Consider the following 16781-nt stretch of genomic DNA (forward strand, 5'->3'; position numbering starts at 1 on the left):
CGGTAAGACACAAGCTGGCCCTACGCGCGCTCAGCCGCGGCGTGGCCTCTTTCCGGCAAAGACGTCGGCATGGCTGCGCAACAGCTTCGTCATGCGGTCGACTACGGTGCGGATTTCCCTTCGGTGCCGGTCCTCGTTGTTCATCACGATCCATTGGCGGTGCCTCAGCGCGGGGATTTCCTCGCCTGCCCGCTCCAGCATCGGATCGAGGTCGCCGACGAAGCAGGGAAGCACAGCGCAACCGGCGCCTGCCCTGGCGAGGTCCAAGAGCGAACGCGGCCGTGTGATGGTCGCGACAATCCTGCCTTCTGCCTGTTGGTGGGGCCAGCGAAGATAGGCCGAGATCGCCTCCTCCTCACCCACTGCCACCCATCGGGTGTTGGCAGCCGCCGGTGCGTTCTTCTGGCGATAGGCGGCATAGGCGACGTCACCGACCGGGCTCGCCGCCAGATAGGTTTCCTCGGGCTCGAATGCGCGGATGCCGATGTCGGTCTCGCGGTAGGCGAGGCTGGCACGGGTCTCGCCGACGGTCACCGCCAGGCTGAAACCATCCCTCTCGGTGCAAAGCGCCGGAAAATTCTCCGCGAGCAGCCAGGCAATCCAGGTGCCGACGGTGATGCGGACGGTCGCGCCTTCACCCTCGCGCCGCCAGCTCTCGACCCGGCGCGCCGCCGCCTCCATCTCCTGAAGCTGCTCGAACAGGAGCTCGCCGTCGCCGGTGAGCTGGTAACCGGTCTGGCTGCGCAGGAACAGGGAGCGGCCCGTCCGCTCCTCGAGCTCCAGCATCCGCCGTCCGACCGTGGCAGGGCTCGAACCCAGCGCCTGGGCGGCGCCGGTAAGGCCGCCGGTACGCGCCACGCTCATGAAACAGCGGTAGATGTCCCAATCCAGATTTTTCATTGCTGAAAAACATAGGCCGATTTCCGCTATATGTAAAACTGCTTTGGATGCATAAAAGGAGTGATGCCCATCAAACGAGGAGCATCACCATGGAAATGATGGCAATGGTCTATATCGCCGACATGGCCCTGAAAAACCGGCGTTGGGACGAAGACTTCGATCCGAAGCCGCCGGGACTTCTTCGGCGCATGTTTGACGCCTTGATTGCCAAGATCGTCGAGCGGCGCAGGAGACGCCTCGGCGCCGAAAAAAAGAGCACCGCGGAGCCCTGCGGCCACGCGGTGCAATGTTAGCCCCTGCCCTTGTTATATCGCGCGGCAATACCGATTGCCGTGCTTCCGTCCGAAGGCGGACGTCCGCCGTCGGCGAATTCGATTGCCGGCCGCCTCAGGCGGCCCGGTAGCCGTAGTCGTCCGCCTCCGGCTCCAGCCGGAACTGCTCGACGAGCATCATCAGTGTGTCCGCCTGGTGCGCGAGCGACCGGCTCGTCGCCGTCGCCTCTTCGACCATCGAAGCGTTCTGCTGCGTCATCTGGTCCATCTGGTTGACCGAGCCGTTGACCTCGTTGAGCGCTACGGCCTGATCGCGGCTTGCGGTCGCGATCATCTCGACATGCTGGCTGACGGTGACGATCTGCGCGCTGATCGATGCCAGCACTTCGCCCGTTTCCTTGACCAGGTGCGAGCCGGCATTGACCTCGTTGGTCGATTTGTTGATGAGGCCCTTGATCTCGCGCGCGGCTTCCGCCGAGCGCTGCGCCAGCTCACGCACTTCCTGGGCAACAACGGCAAAGCCCTTGCCTGCTTCACCCGCACGCGCGGCCTCGATACCGGCGTTCAGCGCCAGGAGATTGGTCTGGAAGGCGATGTCGTCGATCACCTCGATGATCTGTTCGATCTGGCGCGAGGCCTCCTCGATGCGTCCCATGGCGGCGATCGCGTTGGTGACGACGGTCGCCGAACTGTCGGCGCTGCGCTTGGTCTGGATCACGGCATGGTTGGCTTCCCCGGCACGCTCGGCAGACGAGCGAACCGTCGCGGTGATCTGGTCGACAGCAGCCGCCGTTTCTTCGAGCGATGCGGCCTGAGCTTCCGTCCGCTTCGACAGCGAGTCCGCGGCATGGTGCATGCTGGAGCCGCTTTCCTGGATCGCCTGCGCATTGGCGCGGATCTGCGACAGCGTGTCCTGCAGTCGGATCAGCGAGCCGTTGAAGTCTTCGCGCAACTGTTCGAGACGACCGTGGAAAGGAACCTCGATCTGGCGCGAGAGATCGCCCTGCGCCAGACGGCCGAGACCGGCGGCCAGCTCGCTGACGGCCAGATCGATCTGGCGATCGAGTTCGCGCTTTTCCTGGTCGTTACGGCTGCGCTCGATTTCGGCGCGGGTCCGCTGCTCCTCGCTCTCGGCCTCGATGCGGACCTTCGAAAGCGCGTTCTCCTTGAACACGCCGAGCGCGCGCGCCATGTCGCCGATTTCATCGCGGCGCGCATCGCCGTCGATCGCTGTGTCGAGGCGGCCGTCTGCGAGGCGACGCATGGCAGCAGTGATCTGGCCGATCGGCTTCTTCAGCGTCAGCGTCAGCGCAATGCCGGCAAGCAGCGCGATGACGACGCCGGCGACGGTTGCCGCCACCGAGATCTGGTTCGCTTCCTGGCGTTCTGTTCCGGCGGCGACCTTCTGGCGCTCGGCAAAGCTGGTGAGATCGCCCCAGATCTGGTCGATCGACTGGCCGGCGGCGTCGAAATCGGCGGTCCGCTTGACGGTAATTTCGACGAGCGCCGCGGCATCCTTCTTCATCGCGGTCAGGATCGGCATCAGCGTATCGGCGATCTTGTCGAAGGAAGCACCGTCGCTGGCGACGCCACGCAGCGTTGCCATGTTCTGCTGAACGGCAAGCGACTTATCGAGCAGCTTCTGGCGGTTTTCTTCGTTGGTCTGGCCCATGAAGGTGGCGGCGGAAATCTGGATGTCCGTGATCGACCCGGCGAGTCGGCGGGTCGCGGTAAGCACCGATTCCGTCGTGACGATCTGTTCGTCGAGTTCGGCGAAGATCCGCGTCGCGTCGCGCATCTTGCCGACCGATGCCGCCTCCAGGCGGAAGCTCGCGGTGCGGAAACGGTCGACATATTTGGAGATGCCGGCGAGCGTCTCCGGGCCGGGCGGCGCCTTCAGCAGCGCGCCGATCTCGCTCGAGGCGGAGGTGATCGTTTCGGCCAGCGACTTCTCGTCCTTCGGCAGCAGGCGGAAAATGTCGCGCTCGGTGCGGCCGATCATCGGGAAGCGCTCCTTGACCGCCTTCAGCTTGTCCTCGACGGAGATCGCCTTGCTGACTTCGGTGCCAAATTCGTTGAAGAAGCGGCTGGCGCGCATCAGCTTCTCGGCTTCGCGCAGCATGGTCTTGGCGGCGTTTTCGCTTTTCCGCACGGCATATTGCAGCCGGTTCGACTCCTCGTTGATCTTGGAGCGCTCGATCAGCAGCGCGTCGAGGTTCGCCGTCATCGCAGTGCGCAGTTCCTGCTCACCGACATGCAGCTTCCAGAGACCGTCGATGCGCGCCTCGATGTCGTTTGTCGCGGCGATTGCGGCAGTCAGTTCGTCCTGGCCGCTCTGGCCGGCAACCTGGGCGGCCGTCGCCGCAAGCACGTCCTTCTGGGCCGAAATCTTCGATTGGACGGCTTCCCTGGTTTCCTCGGTCGTCGAATGCAGGAAGGCGTTCATGCCCGCATAGACATCCTTGAAGCCGCTCAATGTCTGCAGCACGCTGTTCGAAATCTCCATGCGCCCCTGTAGCAGGCCGGACGCATAGAGGCCGGTGATACCGACGGCACAGATGCTGACGACGAAGGGAAGGATGAAAAAGAGCACCTTCGTCTGGATCTTGAAACGGGCAAGAATTCTATCAATGAACATGGAAAACACCTTGGCTCGCAGCTCGCATTCGCCTCCCCCGGCTGCTCAAGACATCTTCGCATTCAACGACTGGGCGTGAATGCACGGACGATCGAGAGCCACCCGATGCGCAAAACAGGCTGATGTTTTTCGGAAAATCATACGGCGAACGCCGTCAGTCCGTCGGCAATCATTGCGGATCCACGTCGCCGCTCCTAGGCAACGCGAACCTGACGAAACTCACTTCGTCGCACTATTTAATTTGAACGATTAAAATTTGTATAAGCGCGATCGCCTGCGGCAGAAAATCCGAAGGAGCGCTGAGGCGCCTCAACTGCGCCCGAGGAACCGGCCGTCTAAAGCCGGTCGCCTGAGATCAGAACCAAAGGGCCGGAAGAGCTGCGAGAGCGGCAACGGCGAAAAAAGCGATCAGTGCGAGGCGCGTGATTGCGGCCTTCTGCTGACGACTTTCGTCGGTGCGGGCGATCGCTATGGCGCGGGGACGGCGGCGTGGTTGGTTCATGGCATCCTGTCCTTGTCACATTGACCGGCAACCATCGACCCGGACGAACCGGCTTGCCAGTCACACATATATTGCAGCCATGCCGTGGTGGAGGAAAGTCAAAAAATAGGAAACAGTGTTATTTCCGTTTATGTGACAATCCGATCTCACCAACCGCCGGCTGTGCCGACGAAAACAAAGGTTCGATCAGATCCGTTAACAATCGCTGGAGCACGGCCCGCCAAAAGCGGGGAGATCACACGTCCTGCCCGGCGGCAAAGCCCGATGCCCAGGCCCATTGGAAATTGTAGCCACCGAGCCAGCCGGTCACATCGACGCATTCGCCGATGAAGTAGAGCCCCGGCGCCGCCTTCGCCTGCATCGTCCTGGAATCGAGCCCGTTGGTATCGACGCCGCCGAGCGTGACTTCGGCGGTACGATAGCCTTCCGAACCGGCGGGCTTGATCGTCCAGGCCTGGATCGAGGACGAAAGCTGGTTGATCGTCTTGTCCGAGAGGTCGGCCAGCTGGCGCCCGGTCAGCTTCGCGCCTTCGACGAAAAACTGCGCAAGCCGGCGCGGCAGGATATCACCGAGCGCCGTCTGCACCGCCTGCTTGCCGTGGGTGCGCCGGATTTCCTTGAGGATTGAAGCGATGTCGATGTCAGGCATCAGCCGCAGCACGATCTCCAGTCCTTCGCGCCAATAGGACGAGATCTGCAAGATCGCCGGGCCGCTCAGGCCACGGTGGGTGATCAGCACCGCCTCGCGAAAGGCTGTCTTGCCGCAGCGGGCTTCGGCGTCGGCAGCGACGCCCGACAGTTCGCCGATCGTTTCGAGCTGCGCCGGATCGAGGGTCAGCGGCACGAGGCCCGGCCGCGTTTCGACGATGCCAAGCCCGAACTGCTCCGCGATCCGGTAGGCGAACCCGGTCGCTCCCATCTTCGGGATCGACTTGCCGCCGCTGGCAATGACGAGCGACTGCGCATCCACGGGCCCGTCCCCGGTCATGACACGGAAGCCCGCACCATGGCGTTCGACGCTTTCGATCGTTGTCTCCAGCCGCAACTCGGCGTGCACGTCGCGCATTTCTGCGAGCAGCATCCTGATAATGTCCTTGGCCGAATGGTCACAGAAGAGCTGGCCAAGCGTCTTTTCGTGCCAGGCGATGCCGTGCCTTTCGACCAGTGCAAGGAAATCACGCGGCGTGTATCGCGCCAGTGCCGACTTTGAGAAATGCGGATTTGCCGAAAAGAAGTTCTTCGGCCCCGCATGGATGTTGGTAAAATTGCAGCGCCCACCGCCGGAGATGCGGATCTTCTCGCCGGGCGCCTTGGCATGGTCGAGCACGAGCACGCGGCGCCCGCGCTTGCCCGCCTCGATGGCGCACATCATGCCCGCGGCACCGGCGCCGATGATGACCACATCCTTCTTTTCAGCCACGAAACACCCCAGCTCTTTTGTCCTTCCTTCCCGGTGGCGGGGACGAAAGTCAATGACGAAGCCCATCTAGCCAATTGCCAATCTACGGTTATGATGCGCTATCCGAAGCCAAAACCGGTGATTTATGCCCTCCAAGAGAAGTGCTGCCCAACAAACAACGAAAATCAGCAAGACCTCGAAAATCCCCCCCGCCCTGCACTCCCTCCGCGGCGTGAAGACCTGGAAGGAAGCCACGGACTGGCTCAAGATACGCGGCATCGAAGACATCGAATGCATCACGCCCGACCTCGCCGGCGTGCCGCGCGGCAAGATGATGCCGACCTCGAAATTCACTTCCAACACCTCGCTGGCACTGCCCTCGGCGATCTACCGCCACACGATTTCGGGCGAATATCCTGATGAAACCGGGCAGTTCCGTTACGATTCCCGCGATAGCGACATCAAGCTCGTACCCGACCTCTCGACCCTTTCGGTCGTGCCCTGGGAAACCGACCCGACGGCGCAGGTGATCTGCGACATCGTCGGCTCGCAGGGCGAACAGATCAGCTACACACCGCGCAACGTGCTGAAGCGGGTGGTCGATCTCTACAGGCAGAAGGGTTGGAAGCCGGTGGTGGCACCGGAAATCGAGTTCTATCTCGTCGCCCAGAACGACGACCCGGACTATCCGCTGCATCCGCCGAAAGGCCGCTCGGGCCGCTCCATCCTTGGCGGCCAGGGCTACTCGATCGCCGGCATCAACGAGTTCGACGAACTGATCGACGACATCTACCACTTCTCCGAAAAGCAGGGCCTCGAGATCGACACGCTGATCCACGAGGAGGGCCCGGCCCAGCTCGAAATCAACCTTCGCCACGGCGACCCGATCGAGCTTGCCGACCAGGTGTTCCTGTTCAAGCGCACGATCCGCGAGGCGGCGCTGAAGCACGGCATCTACGCGACCTTCATGGCCAAGCCGATGCAGGGCCAGCCGGGTTCGGCGATGCACATCCACCAGTCGGTGGTCGAGATCAACACCGGCCGGAACCTGTTCTCGAACCCGGACGGTTCGGCATCGAAGGAGTTCTTCCACTTCATCGGCGGCATGCAGCACTACGTGCCGCGTACGCTGGTCATGATGGCGCCCTACGTGAATTCCTATCGCCGGCTGACACCCGACATGTCGGCGCCGGTCAACACCGCCTGGGGCTACGACAACCGCACAACGGCTTTCCGCATTCCGGTGTCGGAACCGATCGCCCGGCGCATCGAGAACCGGCTGCCGAGCTCGGATGCCAACCCCTACCTGGCGCTCGCCGCCTCGCTCGCCTGCGGTTATCTCGGCATCATCGAACAGCGCGAGCCTACGGCACCGACCGAGGACACGGCGAACGAAGGCGAGATCCTCCTGCCGCGCGGCCTGCTCGAAGCCGTCGCCCTGCTGGAATCGGCACCATCGCTTGCGGATGTGCTGAGCCCCGAGTTCATCGCCATCTATGCCGGCGTCAAACGCGGCGAGTTCGAGACCTTCATGCAGGTCATCAGCCCCTGGGAACGCGAATTCCTGCTTCTCAACGTCTGATCTCAGAGGTTCTCCATGCCCTGGCAAAGCCCGATCTCGCCCGGTTATTCCTGGTATGAGGCAACGGTTCCGGATCGACCGGAGTATCCTGCCATGCCGGGATCGCGAAAAGCCGACATCGCGATCGTCGGCGGCGGCTATACCGGGCTGCAGGCTGCCTACAACCTGGCGCGCCAAGGCGTCGATGTGACCTTGATCGACGGCTGCCGCTTCGGCGACGGTGCCTCTGGCCGCAATGGCGGCCAGTTCGGCACCGGGCAGCGCGCCTGGGCGGACGAGACCGAGGAAAGCCTCGGTCATGAGCGGGCACAGGCACTCTTCGACATGGCCGAGAATGCCAAGCGCTATGTGCTCGACTTCGCAAGCACGCACGCCATCGACATCGAATTCGTGCCCGGCCAGCTTTCGGTGGGTCACAAGAAGGCTCTCGAAAAAGACTACCGCGACCATGCGGAAGCCATGGCAACGCGCTTCGGCTATCCGCATCTGTCCTTCATGGGCCGCGAGGAAACCGCAAGCAGGCTCGGATCGAGCCATTACCACTTCGGCATCCGCGACGCCGGCACCGGCCACATCCACCCGATGAAGCTTCTGGTCGGTCTCGCGAAACAGGCCGCCCTTGCCGGCGCCAATCTCTTCGAGCAGACGAAAGCCCTGAAGATCGGTCGCAGCAGCGGTGCGATCGTCATCACCACGGACCGTGGCACAATCACCGCCGATCGCGTGCTCGTCGCCTGCAATGCCTATATCGGCAACCTGGAGCCGGTAAGCGCCAGCCACGTCATGCCGATCCGCTCCTTCATCGGCGCGACCACGGTGCTTTCCGACCACCCGACCGTCATACCCGGCGGTGAATCGGTCGATGATTCGCGCTTCGTCGTGCGCTATTTCCGCAAGTCACGGGACGGGCGGCTGCTTTTCGGCGGCCGCGAGGCCTACACCGCCGACAACCCGCGCGACATCTCGACCCACATCCGCCGGCAGATCAGCGAGATCTATCCGGAACTCGCCAATATCGAGATCACCCATGCCTGGGGCGGCTCCGTCGGCATCACCATGCCGCGCACGCCCTTCTGCCGCGAGGTCATGCCCGGCGTCACCTCGATCGGCGGCTATTCCGGCCACGGCGTGATGCTTTCCAACTATTGCGGCAAGCTCTATGCGGATCTCGCGCTCGGCAAGGACACCGAACTCGATCTCTTGAAAGCCCTGAAAATCCCCGCTTTTCCCGGTGGTACACGGTTCCGCTCCGCCCTTCTCTTCCTCGCGTTAAGCTGGTACGCATTACGGGACAGGTTCTGAAACGCGCTTCCGCGGCATTTTATTGCACCGCACTCTAGCGCTTTTAAATCGATTAGATTATATGTGCCCGTGACCTGAACAGATCGAGATATCCCATGAGCAGCCAGATCATTCCCGTCGAACCATTTGATTATGTGGTGTTCGGGGGCACCGGCGATCTTGCGGAGCGCAAGCTGTTGCCGGCGCTCTATCACCGCCAGTTGGAAGGCCAGATCACCGAGCCGACCCGTATCATCGGCGCGTCGCGCGCAGCGCTCAGCCATGAGGACTATCGCAAGTTTGCCGTCGATGCGCTGAAGGAACACCTGAAGGCGGACGAGTACAAGGAAGAGGAAGTCGCGAAGTTCGCTGCGCGCCTTTTCTACGTTTCGGTGGACGCCAAGTCGGATCAGGGCTGGGATGCACTGAAGAAGATCCTCGAAGAGGGCAAGGACCGTATCCGCGCCTTCTATCTCGCCGTCGGTCCGGCGATCTTCGGCGACATTTCCGAACGCATTCGCGATCACAAGCTGATCACCAAGAACACCCGCATCGTCGTCGAGAAGCCGATCGGCCGCGACCTCGCGTCAGCGACCGAACTCAATGACACGATCGGCAAGGTCTTCCGCGAAGAGCAGATCTTCCGCATCGACCACTATCTCGGCAAGGAGACGGTGCAGAACCTGATGGCGCTGCGCTTCGCCAATGCGCTCTACGAGCCGCTGTGGAACTCCGCCCATATCGACCATGTGCAGATCACCGTGTCGGAAGCCGTCGGCCTCGAAAACCGCGCCGGCTACTATGACAAGGCCGGCGCGCTGCGCGACATGGTACAGAACCACATCCTGCAGCTCGTCTGCTTCGTCGCCATGGAAGCGCCGACCTCGATGGACGCGGAAGCGGTCCGCGACGAAAAGCTCAAGGTTCTCCGCGCGCTGAAGCCGATCACCTCGGCGAATGTCGAGCAGGTGACGGTGCGCGGTCAGTACCGCGCCGGTGCTTCGGCCGGCGGCCCGGTCAAGGGCTACCTCGAAGAACTCGAAGGCGGCATCTCGAATACCGAGACCTTCGTGGCGATCAAGGCCGAGGTCAGCAACTGGCGCTGGGCCGGCGTGCCCTTCTACATCCGCACCGGCAAGCGTCTCGCCGGCCGCATGTCGGAGATCGTCATCACCTTCAAACAGATCCCGCACTCGATCTTCGACAACAATGCCGGCCGCATCTCGGCCAACCAGTTGGTCATCCGCCTGCAGCCGAACGAAGGCGTGAAGCAGTCATTGATGATCAAGGACCCAGGCCCGGGCGGCATGCGCCTGCGCAATGTTTCGCTTGACATGAGCTTCGCCGAGGCGTTTGCCGTGCGCAATGCTGACGCCTATGAGCGGCTGCTCTTCGACGTCGTCCGCAACAACCAGACGCTGTTCGTACGCCGCGACGAAGTCGAGGCTGCGTGGAAGTGGGTCGACCCGATCCTGAAGGCCTGGGAGGAAACCGGGCAGCAGGTCCAGGGCTACACCGCTGGCACCTGGGGTCCGAGCCAGTCGATCGCGCTCATCGAGCGTGACGGCCGCACCTGGAACGATGCGATATAGGTGCCCGATGACGACGCAACTTCATACCTTCGAAAACGGCGCGGCATTGGCGGAAGGCTTGGCTGAAGCCGTAAGCAGTGCACTTTCTGCCGGCATCGCGACACGCGGCACCGCGAGCATCGCGGTTTCCGGCGGCTCAACGCCCAAGGCTTTCTTCCAGGCGCTGTCCAGCAAGGACATCGCCTGGGACAAGGTAACGGTGACGCTCGTCGACGAACGTTTCGTGCCGCCGGAAAGTGATCGATCGAACCACGGCCTGGTTGCCGCCAACCTGCTTCAGGGCAAGGCGGCCAAGGCCAAGTTCCTGCCGCTTTACCACGCGGCCCCGACCGCCGAAGCTGCCGCCGAACTTGCAAGCCGGGAAACGGCCGCGATCGGCGCACCGTTCGACGTGGCCATTCTCGGCATGGGAACGGACGGGCATACGGCGTCGTTCTTCCCCGGCGGGTCGCAACTCGCGCGCGCCATCGACCCGGCAACGCCGCGCGGGGTGATCACGATGGAGGCGGAAGGCGCCGGCGAACCCCGCCTGACCTTCACCTTTGCCAGCCTTCAGGATGCGCGGCTGCTGGTGCTGCACATCGAGGGCGAAGGCAAGAAGACCGTTCTCGCCAAGGCGGAAGAGGCCGGCGACGAGAAAGATATGCCGATCCGCGCGATGCTGCGCCGTGCCGCATCGTCGGTGCAGATTTACTGGGCGCCGTAGATCGAATGCTGTTGGGTCGAATAGGCCCAATAACAAAGTGGAGACACGTTCAGCCTGTGGTGCGCCCCACCGGAACGGACACGTGTTTCTGACAACATGCCGGGACGCGACGTGCGCTCTCCCAAGCTCGCCGCGCTCCGGACCGATGACTGGATGAAGATGAGGAGTCCCAAGGCTCCGGAACAGGATTTGCCATGTCCGCCGATTCCCGCATTGCCTCGATCACCGCTCGCATCGTCGAGCGTTCGAAACCGCACCGCGAACCCTATCTCGACCGCATCCGCCTTGCAGCGTCGAGCGGCCCCCACCGCAGCGTCCTCGGCTGCGGTAACCTTGCGCACGGATTTGCCGTCTGTTCCCCCGCCGAGAAGGTAGCGCTTGCGGGCGACCGCGTGCCCAATCTCGGCATCATCACCTCCTATAATGACATGCTCTCGGCGCACCAGCCGTTCGAGACCTATCCGGCGCTGATCCGCGAAGCCGCACGCGAGGCGGGTGGCGTCGCGCAGGTTGCCGGCGGCGTGCCGGCCATGTGCGACGGCGTCACGCAGGGGCAGCCGGGCATGGAGCTGTCGCTCTTCTCGCGCGATCTGATCGCCATGGCCGCAGGCGTCGGCCTGTCGCACAACATGTTCGATTCCACCGTCTATCTCGGCGTCTGCGACAAGATCGTACCGGGCCTCGTCATCGCGGCGCTGACCTTCGGCCATCTGCCGGCCGTCTTCGTGCCCGCCGGCCCGATGACTTCGGGCCTGCCGAACGACGAGAAAGCGCGCGTTCGCCAGCTCTTCGCCGAAGGCAAGGTCGGCCGTGACGAGCTTCTCGAAGCGGAATCAAAGTCCTATCACGGACCAGGCACCTGCACCTTCTACGGCACGGCCAACTCCAACCAGATGCTGATGGAGATCATGGGCTTCCATCTGCCGGGCGCCTCCTTCATCAATCCCGGCACGCCGCTGCGCGACGCGCTGACCAAGGAAGCGGCCAAGCGGGCGCTGGCGATCACCGCCATGGGCAACGAGTTCACGCCCGCTGGCGAGATGATCGACGAGCGCTCGATCGTCAACGGCGTCGTCGGCCTCCATGCGACCGGCGGCTCGACCAATCACACCATGCATCTCGTCGCCATGGCGCGTGCCGCCGGCATCGTGCTCACCTGGCAGGATATCTCCGAGCTCTCCGACATCGTGCCGCTGCTGGCCCGCGTCTATCCGAACGGGCTTGCCGACGTGAACCACTTCCATGCCGCCGGCGGCATGGGCTTCCTGATCAGCCAGTTGCTTAGCGCCGGCCTGCTGCACGACGATGTAAGCACCGTTTTCGGCCAGGGGCTCGACGCCTACAAGATCGACGTCCAGCTCGGCCCCAATGGTGGCGTCGTGCGCGTGCCGACACCGAAGGAAAGTGCCGATCCCAAGGTGCTGGCGACCATCGACCAGCCGTTCCAGCACACGGGCGGCCTGAAGATGCTGACCGGCAATCTCGGCAAGGCGGTCATCAAGATTTCGGCGGTCAAGCCGGATCGCCATGTCATCGAAGCTCCGGCAAAGATCTTCCATGATCAGGCCGAGCTCAACGCCGCCTTCAAGGCCGGCAAGCTCGAGGGTGATTTCGTCGCCGTCGTGCGCTTCCAGGGTCCGAAGGCCAATGGCATGCCGGAACTGCACAAGCTGACGACCGTGCTCGGCATCCTGCAGGATCGCGGCCAACGCGTCGCCATCCTCACCGACGGGCGCATGTCCGGCGCCTCCGGCAAGGTGCCTGCGGCAATCCACGTGACACCGGAAGCCAAGGATGGCGGCCCGATCGCCCGCATTCAGGAAGGCGATATCGTCCGTATTGACGCCGTTGCCGGAACGATCGAGGTACTGGTCGAGGACATCGCGCTGAAGACGCGCGTGCCCGCGCATGTCGATCTCTCGAACAACGGGTTCGGCATGGGGCGCGAGCTTTTCGCGCCATTCCGGGCGATTGCAGGTGCTGCCGACCAGGGCGCCAGCGTTCTCTTCCACTGAGGCGTAGAGAGCGCCGCCTCCTGATCGGGGGCGGTGCTTTTTCTATGGCCGAACTTTTCTTCGGGGCCGCAGCGATCCGTGCGCCCATACGATCCGTTTATGGCAACGGACCGGGGAACATGTCATTGCGGCCATCGTAGCGCTCGATCTGCAGCACAAAGACATCGACGCCTTCGATGCAGCGGGCATTGATGGAAATCCTGTCGTCCGGGTAGCCGCTGCGCATGATCGGCGTCGAGCAGGTCGGGCAGAAATGATGCCCCTCGTTGAGGCCGCGCCAGATGTAGCTCGACAGGCGACGCTTCTCGGTAAGCAGCTTCACTTTGGCCGCATCCACCTTCCAATGCAGGAAACCGGAGCGCCGGCAAGTCGAGCAATTGCACTCGATGAGGCCGGTTAGCTCCTCGTCGACCTCGACTGCGATTTCGCCGCAATGGCACGAAAGCCGATAGGGTCGCTGCATGGCTATGGTCCGATCCGTTGACGAAGAACACAACCATCCATTGAGTTCTGCGGGACAGTCAAGCCCGAGATCACTGGTTAACGGTAGATGTCGAGTGTCCGGTTGCGATGGTTCGGATGGGTGCTGTAGACGAAGATACGATTGAGATCGCGGTCGGTCAGCAGGCGGAGAAACCGTGCTTCGATGACGTTGTTGGCATGCACGCGCTTCAGCAGGCAGCCAATCATCTGGATACGGGCACTCGGGATATCGAGATAGAAGTTCTGCGGAAGCTGGTACTGCGTCAGAATGCTGAGGACGGCACCGCTCTTCGACAGCTTGATGATTTCGCAGCGCCGCGAGCTCAGCTGCGTCATACCCTTCTCGGTATACTCGATGCGCGCCTCGTTCCGTGTGTCCTCCATCGGAAAGTTCGCTTCCCGATCATACATGAAGGACTCTTCCTTGTTCAGGAAGTGCCGCTGCATTATAGGCGTCGCGCCTCTCATCGATATGCCTTTCCTATCCCCTTTTGAGACAGAATAGCGGCAGAGATTTAACAGAGGGTTTGATCTACAGGTTGCATTGGAAAAACCCGTCCGATTTCTCGGGCGGGTCGAAAAGCGCGAGGTCGGTATCGTCACTCAGGCGCGATAGCTGCGCCCATCGGCGTCAAAGAGGTGCAGCTTGGCCTTGTCGGCGGTGAAGCGCACCCTGTCGCCGCGATGAACCGGCAGGATGCCGGGGATCTTGGCGATGATCGGCTCCTTGTCGACGAGCCCTTCGATGTAGAGCAGCGTCACTTCGCCGAGCGCCTCGACGATGGAGACTGTGCCTTCAAACAGGAAGTCCTCGCCAGTCGTGACCTGCAGGTCTTCCGGCCGCGCGCCGAAGCTCGCCGTCTTGCCGTTTTGCGATGAGTCCGTCGGGATATCCAACGTCACGCTCTTGCCGCCGGTCAGCTTCACCGTCGTTTGCGCGCCGGTGGCGGTAACGGTCGAAGGAATGATGTTCATCGCCGGCGAGCCGATGAAGCGGGCAACGAAGAGATTGGCCGGACGCTCGTAGAGCTCCAGCGGCGCGCCCACCTGCTCAATGTGGCCCTGTGACAGCACCACGATGCGATCGGCGAGCGTCATCGCCTCGACCTGGTCGTGGGTGACGTAGATCATCGTCGTATCCGACATCTGTTCGCTAAGCTTGGCGATCTCGATGCGAGTGGCGACGCGAAGCGCCGCGTCCAGGTTCGAGAGCGGCTCGTCGAACAGGAAGACCTTGGGGTTGCGGCAAATCGCGCGGCCGATGGCGACGCGCTGGCGCTGGCCGCCGGACAGCGCCTTCGGCAACCGGTCGAGATATTTGGTGAGCTGCAGGATTTCGGCGGCGTTGCGCACGCGGCGGTCGATCTCCTCCTTGGTCTCCTTGGCAATCCGCATGCCGAAGGCCATGTTGTCGTAGACCGTCATGTGCGGGTAGAGCGCGTAGGACTGGAACACCATGGCGATGCCGCGCTTCGACGGCGGCACGGTGTTGACCCGCTCGCCGTCGATGAACATGTCACCGCCGGTGATCTCTTCGAGACCGGCGATCATGCGCAGCAGCGTGGACTTGCCGCAGCCGGAAGGGCCGACGAAGACGATGAACTCGCCCTGCTTGATGTCGAGATTGATGCCATGAATGACATCGACCGCGCCGTAGGACTTGCGGATATCTTTAAGCAGCAGACCTGTCATCACACCCTCCCCTTCGGTTCTTCCCGTCTATCCTTGCTGTCATAACTCGGTCCTCAGACCAGCCGCGCGAAAAACGCGCCCCAGGCCGGCAGGTTCACCGTTCTGTCCTGGACCTCTGCGACGAAGCCGTGTCCTTCCAACGCGGCAACCGGCTCGTTCGGCAGGTCGGCCGTCGCCGGCGCGCCGCTCATGTTGAACAGGCAGAAGAGCTTCTCGTTGCCGTAGCTGCGCACGAAGGCGAGAACCTCTCCGTCCGTGCTCAGGAACTCGATCTCGCCCTTTGCGAAAGCCGGATGGGCTTTCCTGAACTGCAGGAACCGGCGGTAATGTTCGAGAACGGACGCCTGGTCGCCCTGCTGCGCCGATACGGCACGCGCCAGGTGTTCCGTCGGCACCGGCAGCCAGGGTTTCGCGCTGCCGAAGCCGCCGTTGACCTTCGCACCGTCCCAGACCATCGGCGTGCGGCAGCCGTCACGGCCCTTGAAATCGGGCCAGAACTGGATGCCGTAGGGATCCTTCAGATCCTCATAGGCAAGTTCCGCCTCCGTCAGCGCCAGTTCCTCGCCCTGATAGATGCAGACCGATCCCCGGAGCGACATCAGCAAGCTCGCGAGCAGCTTCGCATGCGCGTCGCGATCGGCGACACCATCGCCCCAGCGGCTGACATGGCGCACGACATCGTGGTTGGAGAAGGCCCAGCAGGCCCAGCCCTCGGGGGCTGCCTTCTGGAAATCGCGGAGAACCTCGGCGACGGTAGCCGGCGTCAGCGGGTCCGGCGCCAGGAACTCGAAGGCGTAGCACATATGCATCTTATCGCCGCCGGAAGTGTATTCTCCGGCAATCTCGAGGCCGCGCTGGCTGTCGCCGACTTCGCCGACCGCCGCGATCGCCGGAAACTCGTCCATGACCGCGCGGAAGCGCTTCAGGAAGTCCAGGTTCTCCGGCTGGTTCTTGTCGTAGAGATGTTCCTGATAGTTGTAGGGGTTCACCGCCGGGGCAGTCTGGGCATTGCGGCGCTCGGGCGCCAGCGTCGGATTGTCGCGCAGCTTCTTGTCGTGGAAGTAGAAGTTGATGGTGTCGAGACGGAAACCGTCGACGCCGCGTTCGAGCCAGAATCGCTCGACGCCGAGCAGCGCCTCCTGAACGTCCGGATTGTGCAGGTTGAGGTCCGGCTGCGAGGTCAGGAAGTTGTGCAGGTAATATTGCAGGCGGGTCGGATCCCAGGCCCAGGCCGAGCCTCCGAAGATCGACAGCCAGTTGTTGGGCGGGGTGCCATCCGGCTTCGAGTCCGCCCAGACGTACCAGTCGGCCTTGGCGTTCGTCCGGCTCGACCGGCTTTCGACGAACCAGGGATGCTGGTCGGAGGTGTGCGACAGCACGAGATCGATCATCACCCGGATGCCGAGGCGGTGCGCCTCTGATATCACCGCGTCGAAATCGGCAAGGCTGCCGAAGATCGGATCGATGTCCGTATAGTTGGAGACGTCGTAACCGAAGTCCTTCATCGGCGAGGTGAAGAACGGAGAAATCCAGATGGCATCGGCACCGAGTGCTGCGATGTGCGGCAGCCGGGCAACGATGCCCTTGAGGTCGCCGATGCCGTCGCCGTTCGAGTCCTGGTAGGAGCGCGGATAGATCTGGTAGATCACCGCGCCGCGCCACCAGTCCCGGTCAGGCTGTAAAGTGGATTGGCTCATTTCGGTCATGCTCATTTTGGTC

At 62.7% G+C, this 16781-nt stretch carries 14 protein-coding genes; 6 read left to right on the forward strand and 8 right to left on the reverse strand.

The window, feature by feature from the left end:
- Nucleotides 1-30: 30 nt before the first annotated feature.
- A complete protein-coding gene (locus ACQ5BM_RS14820) occupies nucleotides 31-900 on the reverse strand; it encodes a LysR family transcriptional regulator (RefSeq protein WP_429812427.1) in 870 nt (289 codons plus the stop codon).
- 104 nt (nucleotides 901-1004) lie between these two features.
- Here ACQ5BM_RS14820 and ACQ5BM_RS14825 point away from each other — a divergent pair, with 104 nt between their 5' ends.
- A complete protein-coding gene (locus ACQ5BM_RS14825; protein WP_429812430.1) occupies nucleotides 1005-1193 on the forward strand; it encodes a hypothetical protein in 189 nt (62 codons plus the stop codon).
- A 94-nt stretch (nucleotides 1194-1287) separates the two neighbouring features.
- Here ACQ5BM_RS14825 and ACQ5BM_RS14830 read toward each other — a convergent pair whose 3' ends face one another.
- The 3 genes from ACQ5BM_RS14830 to ACQ5BM_RS14840 form a co-directional block, all read right to left on the reverse strand.
- Nucleotides 1288-3810 (reverse strand): methyl-accepting chemotaxis protein, encoded by a 2523-nt coding sequence (locus tag ACQ5BM_RS14830; protein WP_429812432.1) that lies wholly within the window; start codon nucleotides 3808-3810, stop codon nucleotides 1288-1290.
- Between the two features lie 355 nt (nucleotides 3811-4165).
- Nucleotides 4166-4312, reverse strand: a complete 147-nt coding sequence (locus ACQ5BM_RS14835; protein WP_429812434.1) for a hypothetical protein — start codon at nucleotides 4310-4312, stop codon at nucleotides 4166-4168.
- 235 nt (nucleotides 4313-4547) lie between these two features.
- On the reverse strand, nucleotides 4548-5732 hold the full coding sequence (locus ACQ5BM_RS14840; protein WP_429812437.1) for an NAD(P)/FAD-dependent oxidoreductase: 1185 nt from the start codon (nucleotides 5730-5732) through the stop codon (nucleotides 4548-4550).
- A gap of 124 nt (nucleotides 5733-5856) precedes the next feature.
- Here ACQ5BM_RS14840 and ACQ5BM_RS14845 point away from each other — a divergent pair, with 124 nt between their 5' ends.
- From ACQ5BM_RS14845 to edd, 5 genes are all read left to right on the forward strand, one after another.
- Entirely contained in the window at nucleotides 5857-7293 is a 1437-nt protein-coding gene (locus ACQ5BM_RS14845) for a glutamine synthetase family protein (protein WP_429812440.1), read from the forward strand.
- Between the two features lie 15 nt (nucleotides 7294-7308).
- Entirely contained in the window at nucleotides 7309-8595 is a 1287-nt protein-coding gene (locus ACQ5BM_RS14850) for an NAD(P)/FAD-dependent oxidoreductase (protein ID WP_429812442.1), read from the forward strand.
- 95 nt (nucleotides 8596-8690) lie between these two features.
- Nucleotides 8691-10166, forward strand: coding sequence for a glucose-6-phosphate dehydrogenase (zwf, locus tag ACQ5BM_RS14855; RefSeq protein WP_429812444.1), 1476 nt, complete (start codon nucleotides 8691-8693; stop codon nucleotides 10164-10166).
- A 7-nt stretch (nucleotides 10167-10173) separates the two neighbouring features.
- Nucleotides 10174-10872 (forward strand): 6-phosphogluconolactonase, encoded by a 699-nt coding sequence (pgl, locus tag ACQ5BM_RS14860; protein ID WP_429812447.1) that lies wholly within the window; start codon nucleotides 10174-10176, stop codon nucleotides 10870-10872.
- Between the two features lie 194 nt (nucleotides 10873-11066).
- Nucleotides 11067-12887, forward strand: a complete 1821-nt coding sequence (gene edd / locus ACQ5BM_RS14865) for a phosphogluconate dehydratase (RefSeq protein ID WP_429812450.1) — start codon at nucleotides 11067-11069, stop codon at nucleotides 12885-12887.
- Nucleotides 12888-12984: 97 nt separating this feature from the next.
- On the opposite strand, the gene ACQ5BM_RS14870 is transcribed toward edd, so the two are convergent.
- The 4 genes from ACQ5BM_RS14870 to ACQ5BM_RS14885 all read right to left on the reverse strand — a co-directional run bounded on the left by ACQ5BM_RS14870 (nucleotide 12985) and on the right by ACQ5BM_RS14885 (nucleotide 16768).
- Nucleotides 12985-13350 (reverse strand): GFA family protein, encoded by a 366-nt coding sequence (locus ACQ5BM_RS14870; protein WP_429812452.1) that lies wholly within the window; start codon nucleotides 13348-13350, stop codon nucleotides 12985-12987.
- A 77-nt stretch (nucleotides 13351-13427) separates the two neighbouring features.
- Nucleotides 13428-13838 carry a hypothetical protein gene (locus ACQ5BM_RS14875; RefSeq protein ID WP_429812455.1) on the reverse strand — a complete coding sequence of 137 codons (411 nt, stop codon included), beginning with the start codon at nucleotides 13836-13838 and terminating at the stop codon, nucleotides 13428-13430.
- Nucleotides 13839-13973: 135 nt separating this feature from the next.
- Complete coding sequence (locus tag ACQ5BM_RS14880; RefSeq protein WP_429812458.1) at nucleotides 13974-15062, reverse strand: ABC transporter ATP-binding protein; 1089 nt, start codon at nucleotides 15060-15062, stop codon at nucleotides 13974-13976.
- A gap of 53 nt (nucleotides 15063-15115) precedes the next feature.
- Nucleotides 15116-16768: an alpha-glucosidase family protein gene (locus tag ACQ5BM_RS14885; protein ID WP_429812888.1), complete on the reverse strand. Its 1653-nt coding sequence runs from the start codon at nucleotides 16766-16768 to the stop codon at nucleotides 15116-15118.
- Nucleotides 16769-16781: the final 13 nt, after the last annotated feature.

Source organism: Ensifer sp. B1-9 (assembly GCF_050474445.1).
Taxonomy (GTDB): Bacteria; Pseudomonadota; Alphaproteobacteria; order Rhizobiales; family Rhizobiaceae; genus Ensifer.